Source organism: Streptomyces mangrovi (assembly GCF_900114215.1).
GTDB lineage: Bacteria > Actinomycetota > Actinomycetes > Streptomycetales > Streptomycetaceae > Streptomyces > Streptomyces barkulensis.
This window is the reverse complement of the sequence record NZ_FOSG01000005.1, coordinates 203,136-220,061: the sequence shown is the minus strand read 5'-3', so window position 1 is coordinate 220,061 and position 16,926 is coordinate 203,136. Positions and strand designations below refer to the sequence as shown.

Sequence of the window (16,926 nt, the reverse complement as noted above, 5' to 3'; positions counted from 1 at the left end):
CGGCAGTCGTGAACGACCGACAGGACCCGTACGGGCCGGGGGACCCGTCGCAGGCGAGCGGCCACGTCTACGGTTACGACGAGTACGGGCGGCCGGTCTACGACGAGCGGGGCCCCGGGACGCCGCACGGGGACGCCTCGTACGACCCCTCGTACGACCCCTCGTACGGCTCCGCGTACGGACAGGGCCATCAGACGGGGCAGCGGCCCGCGTACGACCAGTACGGCACCGGCGCGTACGGCACGGGGTCCTACGACCCGGGCACGTACGCCCCCGGCTCCTACACCGCCGATCCCCACGCCACCGATCCCCATGCCGGGGGAGCCCGGACCGGATACGCCCAGGACCCCTACGCCCAGGACCCCTACGCCCAGGGCCCCTACACCCAGGACCCCTACGCTCCCGGCCCCCACGGCGGCGGGTACGACGGGCAGGACGGCCGGTACGGCGACTGGGACACCTCCGCCACCGGGCGCCAGGAGCCGGTGGCACAGACGTGGATCCCGCAGCAGGCCCAGGAGCCCTGGTACGAGGAACGGCCCACCGGACCGGCCGAGCCCACCGGACCGGCCGGGGCCGGCGACGCGCCGGAATCCGGGCCCGGCGCGGGCCGCGGCACCACCGCCCCTGCCGGCGCGGATGCCGACGAGTACCGCACCGAGGAGTTCTCCTTCGTCGAGGAGCCGGACGAGGAGTCCGAGGACGTCATCGACTGGCTGAAGTTCTCCGAGAGCCGCACCGAGCGGCGCGAGGAGGCCAAACGCCGGGGCCGCAACCGCACGGTGGCCCTGGTCGTCGCGCTCGCCGTGGTGCTGACCGGCGGCGTCGGCTGGCTGTGGTGGGCGGGCATGCTGCCCGGCACCTCGGGGGACGGCGGGGCCGGCGAGGCGGCCTCGGGCGCCCAGAAGCGCAAGGTGATCGTCGTCCACCTGCGCGACATCGACGACGGGGAGATGTCCACCGCGCTGCTGGTCAACAACGAGACCGCGGGCAGGGGCACCACCGTCCTGCTGCCCAACTCCCTGGTCGTCGCCTCCGGCGGCGCGGGGGAGGGGACGACGCTGGGCAAGTCCTTCGAGGCCGAGGGCGCGGCGGCCACCCGCGACGCGCTGGGCCTGCTGCTGGGTACCGACATCAGGGGAACCTGGCGGCTGGACACCCCCTACCTGGAGAACTGGGTCGATCTGGTCGGCGGCATCTCCCTGGACGCCGACGCCACCGTGCCCGGCGCGAAGGAGGGGGACGATCCGCCGGTGCGGCGGGGCAAGGGGCGCGACCTGGACGGAAGGGCCGCCGTCGCCTACGCCACGCACCGGGCCGAGGGCGAACCGCAGACGCGGCAGCTGGCCCGGTTCGGGCAGGTCCTGCGGGCCACGCTGGAGAAGATGTCCGACGATCCGAAGACCGCCACCGGCACGGTCCGGGCGCTGACCCAGATCCTCGACCCCTCACTGACCGACGGACAGCTCGGAGCCAGCCTCGCCTCGCTGGCCGGATACGCCGGGAAGGGCGCCTACGGCACCGAACTGCTGCCGGTGGAGGCGGACGGCACGCTCAGCGACGCCACCAGCGAGGGCCTGGTGAAGGACGTGCTCGGCGGCACGGTGAAGAACACCGACCCCGACGCCACGCCGCGGGTGAGCCTGAAGGACGCCACCGGTGACGAGAAGGCGGCGAACAACGCCAGGGTGGCGCTGGTCAACGGCGGCTACACGGTGGTCGGCGGCGGCAGCGCGGACTCCGCGTCGGCCACCACCCGCGTGACCTACTCCGACGCCGAGGACAGAGCCAGGGCCGAGGAGGTCGCCAGAACGCTCGGTCTGTCCGGGAAGGCCGTGACCGAGGGCAAGGGCGCGGCGAACGCCGACATCACGGTGGTGCTCGGCCGGGACTACGAGCCCGGGGGGTCGTGAGACCGCGGGCGGGCGCGGCGGACCGGCGGGGGAGCCCGGTGGTCCGGCGGGGGGGAGCCCCGCCGGGCCCGACGGAGCCGGTCCGCGGCGGGTCGTGAGACCCTGGAGGGGTTGTAGACCACCGACCGAAAGCGTTGCCTGTGACCGCCACGGACCGCTCCATCGAGCTGATCAACGCAGCAGCCCAGGCTGCCGCCGACAAGCTCGCCCACGACGTCGTCGCGTACGACGTCAGTGATGTGCTCTCCATCACCGACGCCTTCCTGCTGGCCTCCGCGCCCAACGACCGCCAGGTCAAGTCGATCGTCGACGAGATCGAGGAACGGCTGCAGAAGGAGAAGGGCGTCAAGCCGGTGCGCCGCGAGGGCGAGCGCGACGGCCGCTGGGTCCTGCTGGACTTCGTCGACATCGTCGTGCACGTCCAGCACAGCGAGGAGCGGGTCTTCTACGCGCTGGAGCGCCTGTGGAAGGACTGCCCGGAGATCGACCTGCCCGAGGACGCCAAGGCCACCCGGGGCAAGGGCGAGGGCGAGGCCGCCGCGGACGAGGGCGGTGAGCTGAGCTGAACGGACGCGTGGCGGGACGCGGCCGCCGCATCGTGCTGTGGCGGCACGGGCAGACCGCGTGGAACCTCGAACGACGCTTCCAGGGCACCACGGACATCGAGCTGACCGAGGCGGGCCTGGAGCAGGCCCGCCGTGCCGCGCGGCTGCTCGCGGCGCTCAGGCCGGACGCGATCATCGCCTCCGATCTGAAGAGGGCCGTGGACACCGCCGCCGAGCTGGCCGCGGTCACCGGCCTGGAGGTCACCCGCTACGAGAGCCTGCGCGAGACGTACGCGGGCGTGTGGCAGGGGCTGACGCACGAGGAGATCGTCGAGCGCCACGGCGAGGAGTACGCCGCCTGGAAGCGCGGCGAGCCCGTGCGGCGCGGCGGCGGCGAGCTGGAGACCGAGGTGGCCGACCGCGCGGCGCCGGTGGTCGAGCGCAACGCCGACAAGCTGCCCGACGGCGGGGTTCTGGTCGTGGTCAGCCACGGCGGCACGATCCGCACCACCATCGGCCGTCTGCTGGGCCTGGAACCGGGCTCGTGGGAATCGCTGGGCGGGCTGACCAACTGCTGCTGGTCGGTCCTTGGCGAGGGGGCGCGCGGCTGGCGGCTGCTGGAGCACAACGCCGGAACGCTTCCCCAGCCGGTCCTCGGCGACGACGTCTGACACGCTCCTGAGGCCGGCCCGAAAGGCTCCCCGGGGGCCGGTCCGAGGGCCGGTCCGGGGTGGACCGGCGGCGGATTTCGCATTCGGGCAGGCCACCGGTTAAGCTTCTTCCCGTTCACGGCACCGCGGTGGAAGCGGCGGAGCCGGAGCCTTGGGGCTATAGCTCAGTTGGTAGAGCGCTTGCATGGCATGCAAGAGGTCAGGAGTTCGATTCTCCTTAGCTCCACACGAGTGAGAGAGATCCCGTCCCCCACCGGGGGCGGGATCTTCGCTTTTCCGGCGGAGGCGCCCCGGAGCGGTGCGGTGAGGGGGGAAGCGGAACCTCGTCGCACGCGTTCGCGCCCTCCTGCCCGCGGACGGAGCATGGCAGAATCGGAACGCCGGACGGGCCGCTGCGCGCAGCGGGAGCCCGCCGGGGCGTTCGGAGACATCGAGGACGGCAGAGACAGCGGAGGGGTTCCCCACGTGCGCACGCCTGCGGTCACGGCTGGAGTTGACTGACGGACATGGGTGCACACAGCAGGAAGTGCGACTGGTGCGGCAGCGGGACCCCGATCGTCCGCGACATGGAGCCGGTCAACACGGCGTACCAGTACTGGTGTGTCGAGTGCGCGCGGGCGCTGATCATCAAGGGCGACCCGATCGAGACCTACCGCGAGCTGGAGGGCGAGCCGATCTACGGCCGGCTCCTTGAGGAGCACTGCACTCTCAAGCGCTTCTACTCCTTCGTGGCGGCCTGACCGTCGCCCGCCGCGCACGGGCTCGTGAGGCCGCACGGGCCCTGGGCGCGGGGAGGGCGCCGGAGGATCCCGCCGGCCCCGGGTACGGCGCGGGCCGCCGCAGCGCGCGTACCGCCAGGACGGCGGCGAGGGCGAGCAGCACCGCGCCGGCCGCCGGATAGACCGCGGACAGCACCGTCTGCGCACCGCTCTGCCGCAGTTCGAACCGCTCCACGGAGGAGCCGTGCGGCACCCACCACAGCGCGTAGGAGCAGAACAGCAGCGTCGCCAGTGCCGTACCCGTCCACCACGGCGCACTGCCGCGGCGCAGCGCCTCCGAGCCCAGCAGCAGCACGGCGGGCACGCACCACACCCAGTGGTGCGACCAGGAGACGGGGCTGACCAGCAGCGCGGTGCAGGCGACGCAGACGGCGGCCCAGGCGTGCGCGGAGGGCAGCCGGCGCGGGCCGGCGAGCACGGCGGCCACCGCGACGGCGAGCCCCGCCACGGCCGCCGCGACGGCGAGCACCGTCCAGCCGGCGCCGGGTTCGGCCGTGTGCAGCAGCCGCGCCAGGACGCCGCGCAGCGACTGGTTGGCGGTGTCCTCGACCCGGCCGACGCGCTCGGGGGAGAAGAGGGCCCCGGTCCAGAAGTTCCGGGAGTCCCGCGGCAGCACCAGCGCCGCCAGCGCGACCGTCCCGGCGAACGCGCCCGAGGCGACGGCGGCCCGGCGCAGCCAGTCGTTCCACAGCCGCACCGGGCCGCCGGAGAGCCGCCTTCGCCGCCAGGCCAGGGTCAGCCCGCACAGGGCCAGGAAGACCGCGAACAGCGCGGGGGTCAGCTTGATCCCGGCGGCCACCCCGATGCCGACGCCGGCCCAGCGGTGGCCGGAGCGCCGGGACAGGTCCCACAGCACCAGCACCGCCAGCAGCAGGTTGACCTGGCCGTACCGCAGCGTCGTCCACACCGGCTCGCACCAGACGGCGACCGCCGACAGCGCCAGGGCGGCGGCCGGGCGGGGAAGGTTCAGCGGACGTCCGGTCAGCCGCAGCGACAGATGGACCAGGGCGACCAGCAGGGCGAGGTTCGCCCCGGTCGCCAGCAGCCGCATCGTCGGCACGTCGACCAGGGTCAGGGGTATGAACAGCAGCGCGGCGAACGGCGGGTAGGTCATGGGCAGTTCGGCGTGCGTGGCACGCATCGCGTACAGGTCGCCGCCGGTGCGGGCCGTCCAGCCCTCGGTCCGGTAGACCATCAGGTCGATCATGGAGACGTTCGCCGCGCTCTGCGCCGCCAGGAAGGCGGTGAAGGAGAGCAGGCAGAACACGGCGGCGAGCCGTGTGGAGCGCTTCAGCAGATACGCCCGCGCCGCGGGGAACCGGCGGTCGGCGGTCAACTGCAGCGTACTCACGGGCGGCTCCGGCTCCTGGCTGTGGCGGTCGTATGCGTGGACGTGCGGGCGGGCGCGGCCGGTTGCCCGGACGCGGCGGCAGACTGCGTACGGGCGTGGGAGTACGACAGTACCCGGACGGTCGTGACCTGGCCGTTATGGGATTTGGCGAAGAGCGCTTCCGGACGTGTACAGTAGGCATCGCCGCCGCGGGGGACCGCGACGGAGGGAACAAGGGGCTATAGCTCAGTTGGTAGAGCGCTTGCATGGCATGCAAGAGGTCAGGAGTTCAATTCTCCTTAGCTCCACACCGGGAGAGCGGGCCGTCCAAAAGGGCGGCCCGCTCTCGTCCGTCCGGGCTCTGTCCGGGCTCTGTCCCCGCTCCGGACGGTCGCCGGAGCGGGGAAGGCCTTGCGGTACCCTGACGGCATGCGTGCCGTACGCCTTCTGCTTAGCGGGCCGCGCTGAACCAGCGCCGACCCTCCGGTCCCGGTTCCGGTGAGGTCGGAACCAGCGCGGCGTCCCCTCCTGTGCGAGGGGCCTTTTCGTTTACGGGCCGTGAGCCCTCCCGCGGGCAGACGACGACCGATGGAGCTTAGAGGACGATGAGCGAGACCACCGCCGCCGCGGAGACCGCGGCCCCCCATCGCTACACGGCCGCGCTGGCCGCGGAGATCGAGGCGCGCTGGCAGGACTTCTGGGACGAGCGCGGCGTGTACGAGGCCCCCAACCCCACCGGGGATCTGGCCGGTGACCCGGAGACCGCCGCTCTCCCCAAGCGCTTCGTCATGGACATGTTCCCCTACCCCTCGGGCGCGGGCCTGCACGTCGGGCATCCGCTGGGCTACATCGCCACGGACGTCACCGCGCGCTATCTGCGCATGACCGGCCACAACGTGCTGCACACCCTGGGCTTCGACGCCTTCGGCCTGCCCGCCGAGCAGTACGCCGTGCAGACCGGCACCCACCCGCGGGTGTCCACCGAGGCCAACATCAAGAACATGAAGGCCCAGCTGCGGCGGCTGGGCCTGGGCCACGACCAGCGCCGGTCCTTCGCCACGATCGACCCGGACTACTACAAGTGGACCCAGTGGATCTTCCTGCAGATCTTCAACTCCTGGTACGACGAGGAGGCCGGCCGGGCCCGGCCGATCTCCGAACTGGCCGGGCAGTTCGAGACCGGTGCCCGTCCCACGCCGGACGGCCGGGCCTGGAGTGAGCTGAGCGAGGCCGAGCGGGCCGACGTACTGGGCGGGTACCGCCTGGCGTACGCCTCCGACGCGCCGGTCAACTGGTGCCCCGGTCTGGGCACCGTCCTGGCCAACGAGGAGGTCACCGCCGAGGGCCGCTCCGAGCGCGGCAACTACCCCGTCTTCAAGGCCAAGCTGCGCCAGTGGAACATGCGCATCACCGCCTACGCCGAGCGGCTGCTGCGCGACCTGGACGCGCTGGACTGGCCCGAGGCGATCAAGCTGCAGCAGCGCAACTGGATCGGCCGCAGCGAGGGCGCCCGCATCGAGTTCCCGGTCGAGGGCGCCGACGGCGAGCGCATCACCGTCTTCACCACCCGTCAGGACACGCTGTTCGGGGCCACGTACATGGTGCTGGCACCCGAGCACGAACTGGTGGACCGGATCGTCCCCGACGCCTGGCCCGAGGGCACCCACGAGGTGTGGACGGGCGGCCACTCCACGCCGTCCGAGGCGGTCTCGGAGTACCGCAAGCGGGCGGCCGCCAAGTCGGACGTCGAGCGGCAGGCCGAGGCGAAGGAGAAGACCGGTGTCTTCACCGGCGCATACGCCGTCAACCCGGCCGGCGGCGAGCGGATCCCGGTCTTCATCGCCGACTACGTGCTGATGGGCTACGGCACCGGGGCGATCATGGCCGTCCCCGCGCACGACAGCCGTGACTTCGCCTTCGCCCGCGCCTTCGAACTGCCCATGCGCTGCGTGGTCGAGCCGACCGACGGCCGCGGCACCGACCCGGCCACCTGGGACGACGCCTTCTCCTCCTACGACGCGGCGATCATCAACTCCACCGGTGTGGAGGTGTCGCTGGACGGTCTGGGCGTGGCCGAGGCCAAGGCCCGGACGACCGAGTGGCTGACCGAGCGCGGCATCGGCGAGGGCACCGTCAACTACCGCCTGCGCGACTGGCTGTTCAGCCGCCAGCGCTACTGGGGCGAGCCGTTCCCGATCGTCTACGACGAGGACGGCGTGGCACACGCGCTGCCCGAGTCGATGCTGCCGCTGCAACTGCCCGAGGTCGAGGACTACTCCCCGCGCACCTTCGACCCCGACGACGCCGACACCGAGCCCGAGACCCCGCTGTCGCGGAACGAGGACTGGGTGAACGTCACGCTGGACCTGGGCGACGGGCGCGGCCCGCGCAGGTTCCGCCGCGAGACCAACACCATGCCCAACTGGGCCGGTTCCTGCTGGTACGAGCTGCGTTACCTGGACCCGCACAACAGCGAGAAGCTGGTCGACCCGGAGATCGAGCGTTACTGGATGGGCCCGCGCGAGGGGATGCCCACCGGCGGCGTGGACCTGTACGTCGGCGGCGCCGAACACGCCGTGCTGCACCTGCTGTACGCCCGCTTCTGGTCCAAGGTGCTGTACGACCTGGGGCACGTCTCCTCGGCCGAGCCGTTCCACAAGCTGTTCAACCAGGGCATGATCCAGGCCTACGTCTACCGCGACTCCCGCGGCATCGCGGTGCCCGCCGCCGAGGTCACCGAGCGCGACGGCGCCTACTGGTACAACGGCGAGAAGGTCGGCCGGACGCTGGGCAAGATGGGCAAGTCCCTGAAGAACGCCGTCACTCCGGACGAGATCTGTGCCGAGTACGGCGCGGACACCCTGCGGCTGTACGAGATGGCCATGGGCCCGCTGGACGTCTCCCGCCCGTGGGACACCCGCGCGGTCGTCGGCCAGTACCGGCTGCTGCAGCGGCTGTGGCGCAACGTCGTCGACGAGGCGACGGGCGAGGTCTCGGTCGTCGACGCCGAGCCGGACGAGGAGACCCTGCGCGCACTGCACAAGGCGGTCGACGGGGTGCGGCAGGACATGGAGGGGCTGCGCTTCAACACCGCCATCGCGAAGATCACCGAGCTGAACAACCACGTCACCCGGCTGCGCGAGGTGCCGCGCGAGGTGGCCGAGCACCTGGTGCTGCTGATCGCGCCGCTGGCCCCGCACATCGCCGAGGAGCTGTGGCGCAGGCTGGGCCACGACACCGGCGTCGTCCACGAGGACTTCCCCGTGGCCGATCCCCGGTACGTGGTGGACGAGACCGTGACCTGCGTCGTGCAGGTGCGGGGCAAGGTCAAGGCCCGTCTGGAGGTCGCCCCGGACATCTCCGAGGCCGACCTGGAGGCCCGGGCACTGGCCGAGCCGGCGATCGTCGGCGCGCTGGGCGGGGCGGACGTCCGCAAGGTGATCGTGCGGGCGCCGAAGCTGGTGAACGTCGTCCCCGCCTGACCCGGGGGTACCTGCGTCACGCGGCGGCGGGGCCGCGGCTCACCGGCCGCGGCCCCGCCGCCGCGTGCGTTCAGCCCGCCGCCGGCCCGGCGTCCGTTCCCGGGCCGGGCTCGGTTCCCGGTCCCGCCCCCGGCTCCGACCGCGCCGCCATGGCGAGAAGTTCGGCCAGATGGACGGCCTTCGTACGGGAGCGCGTACGGCGCAGTCCCTGCCGCAGCTGGCGCAGACACCCGGGGTTGACCGCCACGACGTAGTCCACGTCCAGCTTCCGCAGCGCCTCCAGCTTCGGGGCCAGCACGGCCCGGCTGTCCTCCGGCCGCAGCATCGCGTACGTGCCGGCGGCGCCGCAGCAGTCGCCCGCGCCGGGCAGCTCGACGTACTCGGCCACCGCGGCGACGAGTTCGCGGGGCGGGCGGGTCACGCCCAGGCCGTTGCGCAGGTGGCAGGAGTCCTGGAGCGCCACCCGCGCCCGGCGCCCGCCGACCGTGACCCGGCCCGAGGGCCGGTGGCCGGTGGCCTCCAGGTACTCGCTCAGCTCCCTGACGCGGTCGCGGCCCAGGTGGTGGGCGAGATGGGCGGCGCAGCCGCCGGAGGTGGTCACGACGGTGCCCGGCAGCCGCTCGCCGAGCGCGCGGGCCATCCCGGCGCCGGCGGCGGAGTCGCCGTTGTGGGCGTGCAGCGCGCCGCAGCAGCCCTGCCCGGCGGGGACGGCGACCTCCGGCCGCAGCTCGCGCACGGCGCGCGAGACGGACGGGTACAGCCCGCGCTCGGCGCAGCCCAGCATCAGCGACACCGGCCGCTCCCGCTTTCGCTCCCCGCTCGCCGGACGGCGCTCCCGGGCGTGGCGCCGCACCAGCCCCTGGAGGCGCAGCAGCCACGGCCGGGACACCGCGGCCATCAGCAGCCGGGCGATCAGGGGTCGGCCGCGCCCCTGCCACTGGTGGTCGCGCCACTGCTCCAGCAGCTGCCCGTACTCCACGCCCGCCGGGCAGACCGGCTCACAGGCCCGGCAGCCCAGGCAGAACGACGACTCCTCGGCCAGGGTGGGGTCGTCCGGGGTGAGGTCGCCGGACTCCAGCGCCCGCATCAGGGTGATACGGCCGCGCGGGGAGGAGGGCTCCTGGCGGGTGAGGGCGTAGGTGGGGCAGGCGGGCAGGCAGAACCCGCAGGAGATGCAGCGGTCGAGCAGCGCCTTGTCGAAGACGCCGAGCCCTTCGCCCCGTCCGGTAACGGGCCCGGGGGAGGGGGCGGGCTCGGAGGGCTCGGAGGAGGAAGCGGGATCGGAACGGGGTGCGGAGTCGGTCATCGGGGGTCCTCCGTGGACACCCCCGCCGTCGGGCGGGGAGGAAGTCAGGATCCGAGCTTTCCCGGGTTGAGGATGCCCGCCGGGTCGAAGGCCTGCTTGACACGGCGCAGCAGGGCGACCTGGTCGTCCCCGATCCGGTCGGCCAGGTAGGGCAGTTTGGCGGCGCCCACACCGTGCTCGCCGGTGATGGTGCCGTCCAGGGCGATGGCGGCCGCGAAGATCTCGGCGAACGCCCGGTGGGCGCGGTCGGCCCCCTCGCCGTCGTCGGGATCGAGTACGCAGGTGGGGTGGAGGTTGCCGTCCCCGGCGTGCCCGAAGGTGGCGATCCGCAGACCGTGGCGGTCGGCGATCTCGTCGATGCGGTCCACCATCTCGGCGAGCCGGTGGCGGGGCACGGTGGCGTCCTCCAGGATCGTGAGCGAACCCAGCCGGGAGAGCGCCGGAAGCGAGCAGCGGCGGGCGGCGAGCAGGGCGTCGGAGCGGGCCACGTCCTCGGCGAGGGTGACCTCCAGGGCCCCGGAGGCCCCGCACACCTCCCCGATACGGGCGAGGGTGCCCGCCACGGTGCGCCTGGAGCCGTCGTCGCCGAAGAGCAGCAGCGCCCCGGCGTCCCGCCGCAGGCCGAGCCCGGCGAACTCCTCGACGGCCGAGACGCACTTGCGGTCGAGGAACTCCAGCGTGGCCGGGACGATCCCGTCGGCGATGACGGCCGCGACGGCCCGGGAGGCGTCGGCGAGCGAGTCGAAGTAGGCGACCCCGGTGCCGGTCTCCTCGGGAGCCGGCAGCAGGGCCACGGTGGCCTCGGTGATCACCGCGAGGGTGCCCTCGGAACCGGTCAGCAGCCGGGTGAGGTCGTAGCCGGCCACGTCCTTCCACAGCCGGCCGCCGGTGCGGATGACCTCCCCGGTGGGCAGGACGGCCTCCAGGCCGAGCACATGGTTGCGGGTGACGCCGTACTTCAGGCCGCGCAGGCCGCCGGCGCAGGTCGCCACGTTGCCGCCGACGGTGGAGACGGTGCGGCTGCCGGGGTCGGGGGCGTACAGCAGGCCCTCGCGCGCCGCCGCGTCCGCCAGCGCGGCGGTGGTCACCCCGGGCTGGACGCGGGCCAGCAGCTCGGCGGGGCTGACCTCCAGAATTCGGTCGAGCCGGGTGAGCACCATGACGATGCCGCCGCGCAGGGGCACGGTGGCGGCGCACAGGTTGGAGCCCGCGCCGCGCGGTACGACCGGTACGCCCCGCTCGGTGGCGTACCGCAGGACCGCGGCGACCTCGTCGGTGCTGCCGGGCAGCACCACGGCCTGCGGCCGGGCGTGGAAGAGGGGGGTGGCGTCGCGGGCGTAGGCGGCCAGCGCACCGTCGTCGGTCCTGACGTGGTCGCGCCCCACGATGGCGGCCAGGTCACCGGCCAAGTCACCGGCCAGATCCCCGGGCAGCCCCCCGGCCCGGCGTCCGGCCGGGCCCGTCTGCGCGTGTGTGTGCATCGGCGCACCACCATCCAGTCCGACTACGGGCGTGGACCGACGGTAGACCAGCGGGCGGACGGCGGCGAGAAGGCGGGCGGAGAAGGGGAGGCCGGGCCGCGCTCCGGGAGGCGGCCGGGAGACCGCCGGGCCCCCTGCGGGACGGAAGAGAGGAGCACTCCGGGCCCGCCGGAACCCGGGACCGGCTCCGCGCGTTTACCCTGGGAGGACGACCGCCCCCTCCGGGCTCCGGAGGGCGGCGGCACACCGGCCGACGAAGGAGCGGAGCTGTGGAGTTCGTCATCGGTCTGCTGGCCTTCCTCTTCGTGCTCTTCGTCGTCCTCGGCGCGGTCGCCACGGTGAAGACCGTGCGGGCGGTCAGGCGCGGCGTGGAGCGGACGGGGCAGCAGGTGCGCCGCACCGTCGAGGAGACCACGCTCAAGGCCCGCAGCGCCCAGCCCGGCCCGGTGGGCGAACTGGCCCGGGTACGGCTGGAACTGCGCGGTTCCCTGGACAGCACGCGCCGCGCACTGGAGACCGGGACCCGGAACGACCCCTCGCTGAGCGAGGCGGCCGGCCTGCTCGACCGGCTCGACGAGCACGCCCGTCAGCTGGACGGCGAGCTGCGACTGCTGATGGAGCGCGAGCCGGATCGCGGCAGGATCGCCGCCCGGCTCCCGGACGCGCGGGAGCGCGCCGACCGCATCCGTGCCTCCGCGGACTCGCTGCGCTTCGCCGCACAGGACCGGGCCCGGCGGCACGACGAGGACGGACTGGCCGCGCTGAGCGATCAGATCGAGATCGAGGCGGGTGCGCTGCGGCACTGGACGGCTTCCGCCTCCGAGGCCGCCCCCGGGACCGCCACGCCCGGCGCGCGGAGCCCAAAGGAGCGGCAGGACCCGAGCGCCGCGGAGGCTCCCGGCGTGCGGGCCCCGCAGGCGCCGGGCATCGAGGGCCCGAAGGGTGATGCGCAGGGCCGCACGGCGGACTTCGGCACCGACTTCACCAAGGAGTTCGGGCCGGACTTCGGGCCGGACTTCGGCAAGGGCCGCCCCCAGAGCGCGTCGTGAACCCCGCGCGGTGCGCCCGCCACCCGAACCGCACCACCGCGAAAGGCCGTTGAGTGAACCATCGGGCAGCGGGCCGCCGTACCGCGGACCGCGGCGTACCGCTCGCTTCACCGCGGCGAGGAAAGGCCCGGTAATCTCCGCCCCATGTCCCGCCATGTCGCGATCGTCACCGATTCCACGGCCTACCTGCCGCAGGCGGCACTGGAACACCACCGCATCGCCTCGGTGCCGCTGACCGTGGTGCTGGGCGACCGGGCGCTGGAGGAGGGCACCGAGCTCTCCGCCCGCTCGCTGGCCGAGGCCCTGCGCAAACGGCGGTCCGTCACCACCTCCCGCCCCGGCCCGCAGGTGTTCGCCGAGGTGTACCGCTCCATCGCGCGGGAGCCGGGGGTGGAGGGCATCGTCTCCCTCCACCTGTCGGCCGAACTCTCCGGCACCTACGACGCGGCCGTGACCGCCGCCCGGGAGGCGCCCGTACCGGTGCGGGTGGTGGACACCGGCATGGTGGCGATGGCGCTGGGCTTCTGCGCCCTGGCCGCCGCCGAGACCGCCGAGGCGGGCGGCACGCTGGACGAGACGGTCGCCGCGGCCCGGAAGCGGGCCGAGGGGACCTCCGCGTTCTTCTACGTGGACACCCTGGAGTACCTGCGGCGCGGCGGCCGCATCGGTGCGGCCCGGGCCCTGCTGGGCTCGGCCCTGGCGGTCAAACCGCTGCTGGAGCTGGAGGACGGCCGTATCGGCATGCTGGAGAAGGTCCGCACCGCCTCCCGGGCCATCGCCCGACTGGAGGAGATCGTGGCGGAGCGGGCGGGCGGCGCCGACGTGGACGTCGCCGTCCACCACCTGTCGGCCTCGGACCGTGCCGACCAGCTCGCACAGCGGCTGCGCACCCGGCTGCCCGGGCTCGGGGAACTGCACGTCAGCGAGGTGGGGGCGGTCATCGGCGCACACACGGGGCCGGGGCTGCTGGGCGTCGTGGTGTCACTCCGACAGGTGACGGACTTGTCCACAACCGGCCGGTAGTCCACGGAGGAAAGCCGCGACCGGACGGGACGGGCACTCCCGCCTACCGTCGAGCGGCATGAGCACCCCACCACGCCTCCGACCGCGCACCTCCGCCTCCCGTCCATCGGCCCGTCCGCCGCTGCGTCCTCTGGCGGCAGGTCCCGGGCGTCACCGGGGCCCCGGCGGGGCCGTTCCGTACGCGGGGCGGCGCGGACGCCGGCGGGAGATCCGGCGGGCCGCCGAGGCGGCACCCCTGCGAGCCCGCGCGGACGCGCTGCTCGGGAACGCCCCACCGGCGTCGGGGCCGGGGCCGGAAACAGAGCCGGGTGGGCCGGACACCGGCGGGGCGCCCGCCCCGCTGTCGCGGACGGAGGCCATCACGGCCGCGCGCGACGCGGTCCGGCAGGCACGGGCCGGCCGCCTGACGGCGGAGCTCCCGCGGGAGCGGGTGCCGGCGCCGCGTCCGGCCGGTCCCGTCCCCGCCTCAGCCTCCGGTTCCGTCCCCGGCGGCGCGCCCGCGCCCGCACGCACGTCTGCCCCCGCTTCCGTGACCGAGCCGGACGCAGTCCCCGGCCCCGGCCCCGGCCCCGGCCCCGTGGACGTGACCCGGCGCGCACGGCTGGCGGAGGCCGTACGGGACAGGTTGCCGCTGTGGGTGCGCACGCGGTGCGGAGTGGAACCGCGCACACTGGCCGCACTCGCCCTGGCCCTGGCCGTGGCCCTCGGCTTCGCCGTACACCACTTCTGGAGCGGGCGCCCGCAGACGGTGCAGGCGCCGCCGGTGGAGTCGGCCTCCCGCTCGAGTCCCGGGCCCTCCCCGCTCTCTTCCCCGGCGCCTTCCACCGCCCCGGCGCCCGCGGCGGCTTCGGGTACGGCTTCCGGCGCGGCCCTTGGGGGAGGACCGCTGCTGGTGGACGTGGCGGGCGAGGTCCGCAGACCCGGGGTCCACCGGCTGCCGGCCGGCGCCCGGGTGGCCGACGCCCTGCGGGCCGCGGGCGGTGTCCGGCCGGGCACCGACCTCCACGGCCTCAACCGCGCCCGGCCGCTGGCCGACGGCGAGCAGATCGTCGTCGGGGAGCCTCCCACCGCGGCAGCCGTACCCGGCCCGCCCGCCGCCCCCGCTGCCGGGGGCGGACCGGCGGCGGGCGGGCCGGTCAGCCTCAACGCCGCCACGGCCGAACAGCTCGACACGCTCCCCGGTATCGGGCCCGTGATGGCCCGGCGCATCATCGACCACCGCACCGAGCGCGGCGGCTTCTCCTCCGTCGAGGAACTCCGTGAGGTCAGCGGGATCGGGGAGCGCCGCTTCGCCGAACTGAAGCCGCTGGTCGGGCCGTGACCGCGAGCACTTCGACCGATATGCCGACCGCTACCGGGGTCCGGTCGGCGGTCCACTCCGCCGCAGGCCGTCGGCTGGGAGCGGCGGAACCGCGCCAGGAGGGCCCGGCCGACCTGCGGCTGGTGCCGCCCGCGCTGGCCGCCTGGAGTGCGGCGGCCCTGGCCCTGGGCGCTCCGGGCGGCGCGGCCGTCGCGGGCGTGGCGCTGTGTCTCCTCGGTGCGGCGGTGTGCCTGGTTCCGGCCCGGGGCCGGGCCGGGGCCCGGGGAGGCGGGCGTACGGCCGTCGCCATGACGCTGGTGTGCGCCGCCGCCGGCGGCGGGGTGGCCGCGGCGCACGCGGCCGATCTGCACCGAGGACCCCTGCCGGCGGCGGCCCGGCAGTACGCGCACGTCACCGTCGAGGTGGCCGTCACCGGCGATCCGCGTGTCGTCCGGCCCCGCGTACGCGGCTCGGAGCAGACGGCGGGCACGGTGATGCTGCGTGCCGAGGCCCTGCGCGTCACCACCGCCGACGGCACGGTGACCGCCACCCGGTCGCCGGTGCTCGTCCTGGTACGGGGTACGGAATCGGCCGCCGGGCCGCCCGCGGGATGGCTCGATCTGCTGCCCACCACCCGGCTGCGGCTCCGGGCCCGGCTCCTGCCGCCACAGGACGGCGGTGCCGGGGGCCGCGACATCGCCGCCGTCCTGAGGGTGAGCACCGGCGGGCCGCCCACGGTGACCGTCGGCCCGACGACCCCCCAGCGCATCGCGGGAGAGCTGCGCTCCGGGCTGCGGGAGGCCAGTGACGGGTTGCCGGGCGACGCGCGGGCGCTGCTGCCCGGGCTGGTCGTCGGCGACACCTCGCGCATCCCGGCCGACCTCGACGCCGCCTTCCGGGCCGCCGACATGCTCCATCTGCTGGCGGTCAGCGGGGCGAACCTCGCGATCCTGCTGGTGCTGCTCATCGGGCCGCCGGGCAGGGCCGTACGCGCCGAACGCCGGGGCATGGCGCCCCGGCTGGGGATGTCGCTGCGCACCACCGCGGTCGCCGGGGCGCTGCTCACCCTCGCCTTCGTGGTGGTCTGCCGCCCCGAGCCCAGTGTGCTGCGGGCGGCGGCCTGCGGGCTGATCACCATCGTGGCGATCGGCACCGGAAGACGGCGGTCCCTGCTGCCGGCCCTGGCCGCCGCCGTACTGCTGCTCGTCCTTTACGACCCGTGGCTGGCCCGCGACTTCGGCTTCATCCTCTCGGTCCTGGCCACCGGCTCGCTGCTCACCGTCGCACCCCGCTGGAGCGAGGCCCTGCGCTGCCGGGGGATGCCGGGGAGGCTCGCCGAGGCGCTGGCGGCGGCCGCGGCGGCACAGGCGGTGTGCGCGCCCGTGGTCGCGGTCCTCGCGGCCCACGTCAGCCTGGTGGCGATCCCGTGCAACATGCTGGCCGAGTTCCTGGTCGCGCCCGCCACCGTGCTGGGCTTCGCCGCCCTGGTCACCGCGCCCCTCGCGCCGCCGCTGGCCGAGGCGCTGGCCCGGCTGGCGGGCTGGCCCACCGGGGCCGTCGCCGCCATCGCCCGGGCGGGGGCCTCCCTGCCCGGCGCCGAGATCGCCTGGCCCGGCAGCTGGACCGGCGCGCTGCTGCTGGCCGCGCTCACCGCGGCGGCTGTCCTGGTGGCCCGCCGACTGGTGCGGCACCGGTGGCTGTGCGCGGCCTGCGCCGTACTGCTGGCCCTGGCGGTCCTGCGCCCCGCCCCGCTGATCCGCCCGCTCACCGGCTGGCCGCCGCCGGGCTGGCGGCTGGCGGTCTGCGACGTGGGCCAGGGCGACGCGCTGGCCCTGGCGGCGGGGGAGGGCGCGGCCGTGGTCGTCGACGCCGGCCCCGAGCCGGAGACGGTGGACCGCTGCCTGCGCGCCCTCGGCGTCACGGTCGTCCCCCTGCTGGTGCTCACCCACTTCTTCTTTCCGCTGTTCAAATCTGTCTCATGAGATGTGTGGTTCAGTCTCGATTGGTAGTGGACGTACGAGACAGGTGAGCTGACGGGAGTCCCCCT

General features: G+C 74.6%; 11 protein-coding genes, 2 tRNA genes and 1 pseudogene. 11 read left to right on the top strand and 3 right to left on the bottom strand.

What is annotated here, in order from left to right:
* Nucleotides 1-8: 8 nt before the first annotated feature.
* The 5 genes from BM237_RS09420 (at nt 9) to BM237_RS09400 (ending at nt 3,869) form a co-directional block, all read left to right on the top strand.
* Nucleotides 9-1,913, top strand: coding sequence for an LCP family protein (locus tag BM237_RS09420; protein ID WP_093849092.1), 1,905 nt, complete (start codon nt 9-11; stop codon nt 1,911-1,913).
* A gap of 140 nt (nt 1,914-2,053) precedes the next feature.
* Complete coding sequence (gene rsfS / locus BM237_RS09415; protein WP_093849091.1) at nt 2,054-2,479, top strand: ribosome silencing factor; 426 nt, start codon at nt 2,054-2,056, stop codon at nt 2,477-2,479.
* A gap of 8 nt (nt 2,480-2,487) precedes the next feature.
* A complete protein-coding gene (locus BM237_RS09410) occupies nt 2,488-3,129 on the top strand; it encodes a histidine phosphatase family protein (RefSeq protein ID WP_245793513.1) in 642 nt (213 codons plus the stop codon).
* Between the two features lie 153 nt (nt 3,130-3,282).
* Nucleotides 3,283-3,355: transfer RNA gene (locus BM237_RS09405), tRNA-Ala, on the top strand.
* A 280-nt stretch (nt 3,356-3,635) separates the two neighbouring features.
* A complete protein-coding gene (locus BM237_RS09400) occupies nt 3,636-3,869 on the top strand; it encodes a hypothetical protein (protein ID WP_093849089.1) in 234 nt (77 codons plus the stop codon).
* Here the strand turns inward: BM237_RS09400 and BM237_RS09395 are convergent.
* Nucleotides 3,838-5,259, bottom strand: a complete 1,422-nt coding sequence (locus BM237_RS09395; protein ID WP_093849088.1) for a glycosyltransferase 87 family protein — start codon at nt 5,257-5,259, stop codon at nt 3,838-3,840. The two genes, BM237_RS09400 and BM237_RS09395, sit on opposite strands and share 32 nt — an antisense overlap.
* Before the next feature lie 214 nt (nt 5,260-5,473).
* Between BM237_RS09395 and BM237_RS09390 the strand changes: the two genes are divergently transcribed.
* Nucleotides 5,474-5,546 (top strand) — tRNA-Ala (locus BM237_RS09390).
* A gap of 297 nt (nt 5,547-5,843) precedes the next feature.
* The gene (leuS, locus tag BM237_RS09385; protein ID WP_093849087.1) at nt 5,844-8,720 is read left to right on the top strand and encodes a leucine--tRNA ligase; all 2,877 of its coding nucleotides are present in this window, start codon (nt 5,844-5,846) and stop codon (nt 8,718-8,720) included.
* A 70-nt stretch (nt 8,721-8,790) separates the two neighbouring features.
* On the opposite strand, the gene BM237_RS09380 is transcribed toward leuS, so the two are convergent.
* Nucleotides 8,791-10,026 (bottom strand): (Fe-S)-binding protein, encoded by a 1,236-nt coding sequence (locus BM237_RS09380; protein WP_093849086.1) that lies wholly within the window; start codon nt 10,024-10,026, stop codon nt 8,791-8,793.
* Nucleotides 10,027-10,070: 44 nt separating this feature from the next.
* Complete coding sequence (locus BM237_RS09375; RefSeq protein ID WP_093849085.1) at nt 10,071-11,507, bottom strand: FAD-binding oxidoreductase; 1,437 nt, start codon at nt 11,505-11,507, stop codon at nt 10,071-10,073.
* 269 nt (nt 11,508-11,776) lie between these two features.
* Between BM237_RS09375 and BM237_RS09370 the strand changes: the two genes are divergently transcribed.
* The 4 genes and pseudogenes from BM237_RS09370 to BM237_RS09355 form a co-directional block, all read left to right on the top strand.
* A complete protein-coding gene (locus tag BM237_RS09370; protein ID WP_245793512.1) occupies nt 11,777-12,556 on the top strand; it encodes a hypothetical protein in 780 nt (259 codons plus the stop codon).
* 144 nt (nt 12,557-12,700) lie between these two features.
* Nucleotides 12,701-13,579, top strand: coding sequence for a DegV family protein (locus tag BM237_RS09365; RefSeq protein WP_093849084.1), 879 nt, complete (start codon nt 12,701-12,703; stop codon nt 13,577-13,579).
* A 529-nt stretch (nt 13,580-14,108) separates the two neighbouring features.
* Nucleotides 14,109-14,900, top strand: a complete 792-nt coding sequence (locus BM237_RS29815; protein WP_245793511.1) for a ComEA family DNA-binding protein — start codon at nt 14,109-14,111, stop codon at nt 14,898-14,900.
* 20 nt (nt 14,901-14,920) lie between these two features.
* Nucleotides 14,921-16,831, top strand: a pseudogene (locus BM237_RS09355) (ComEC/Rec2 family competence protein); the annotation flags it as partial.
* Between the last annotated feature and the right edge of the window lie 95 nt (nt 16,832-16,926).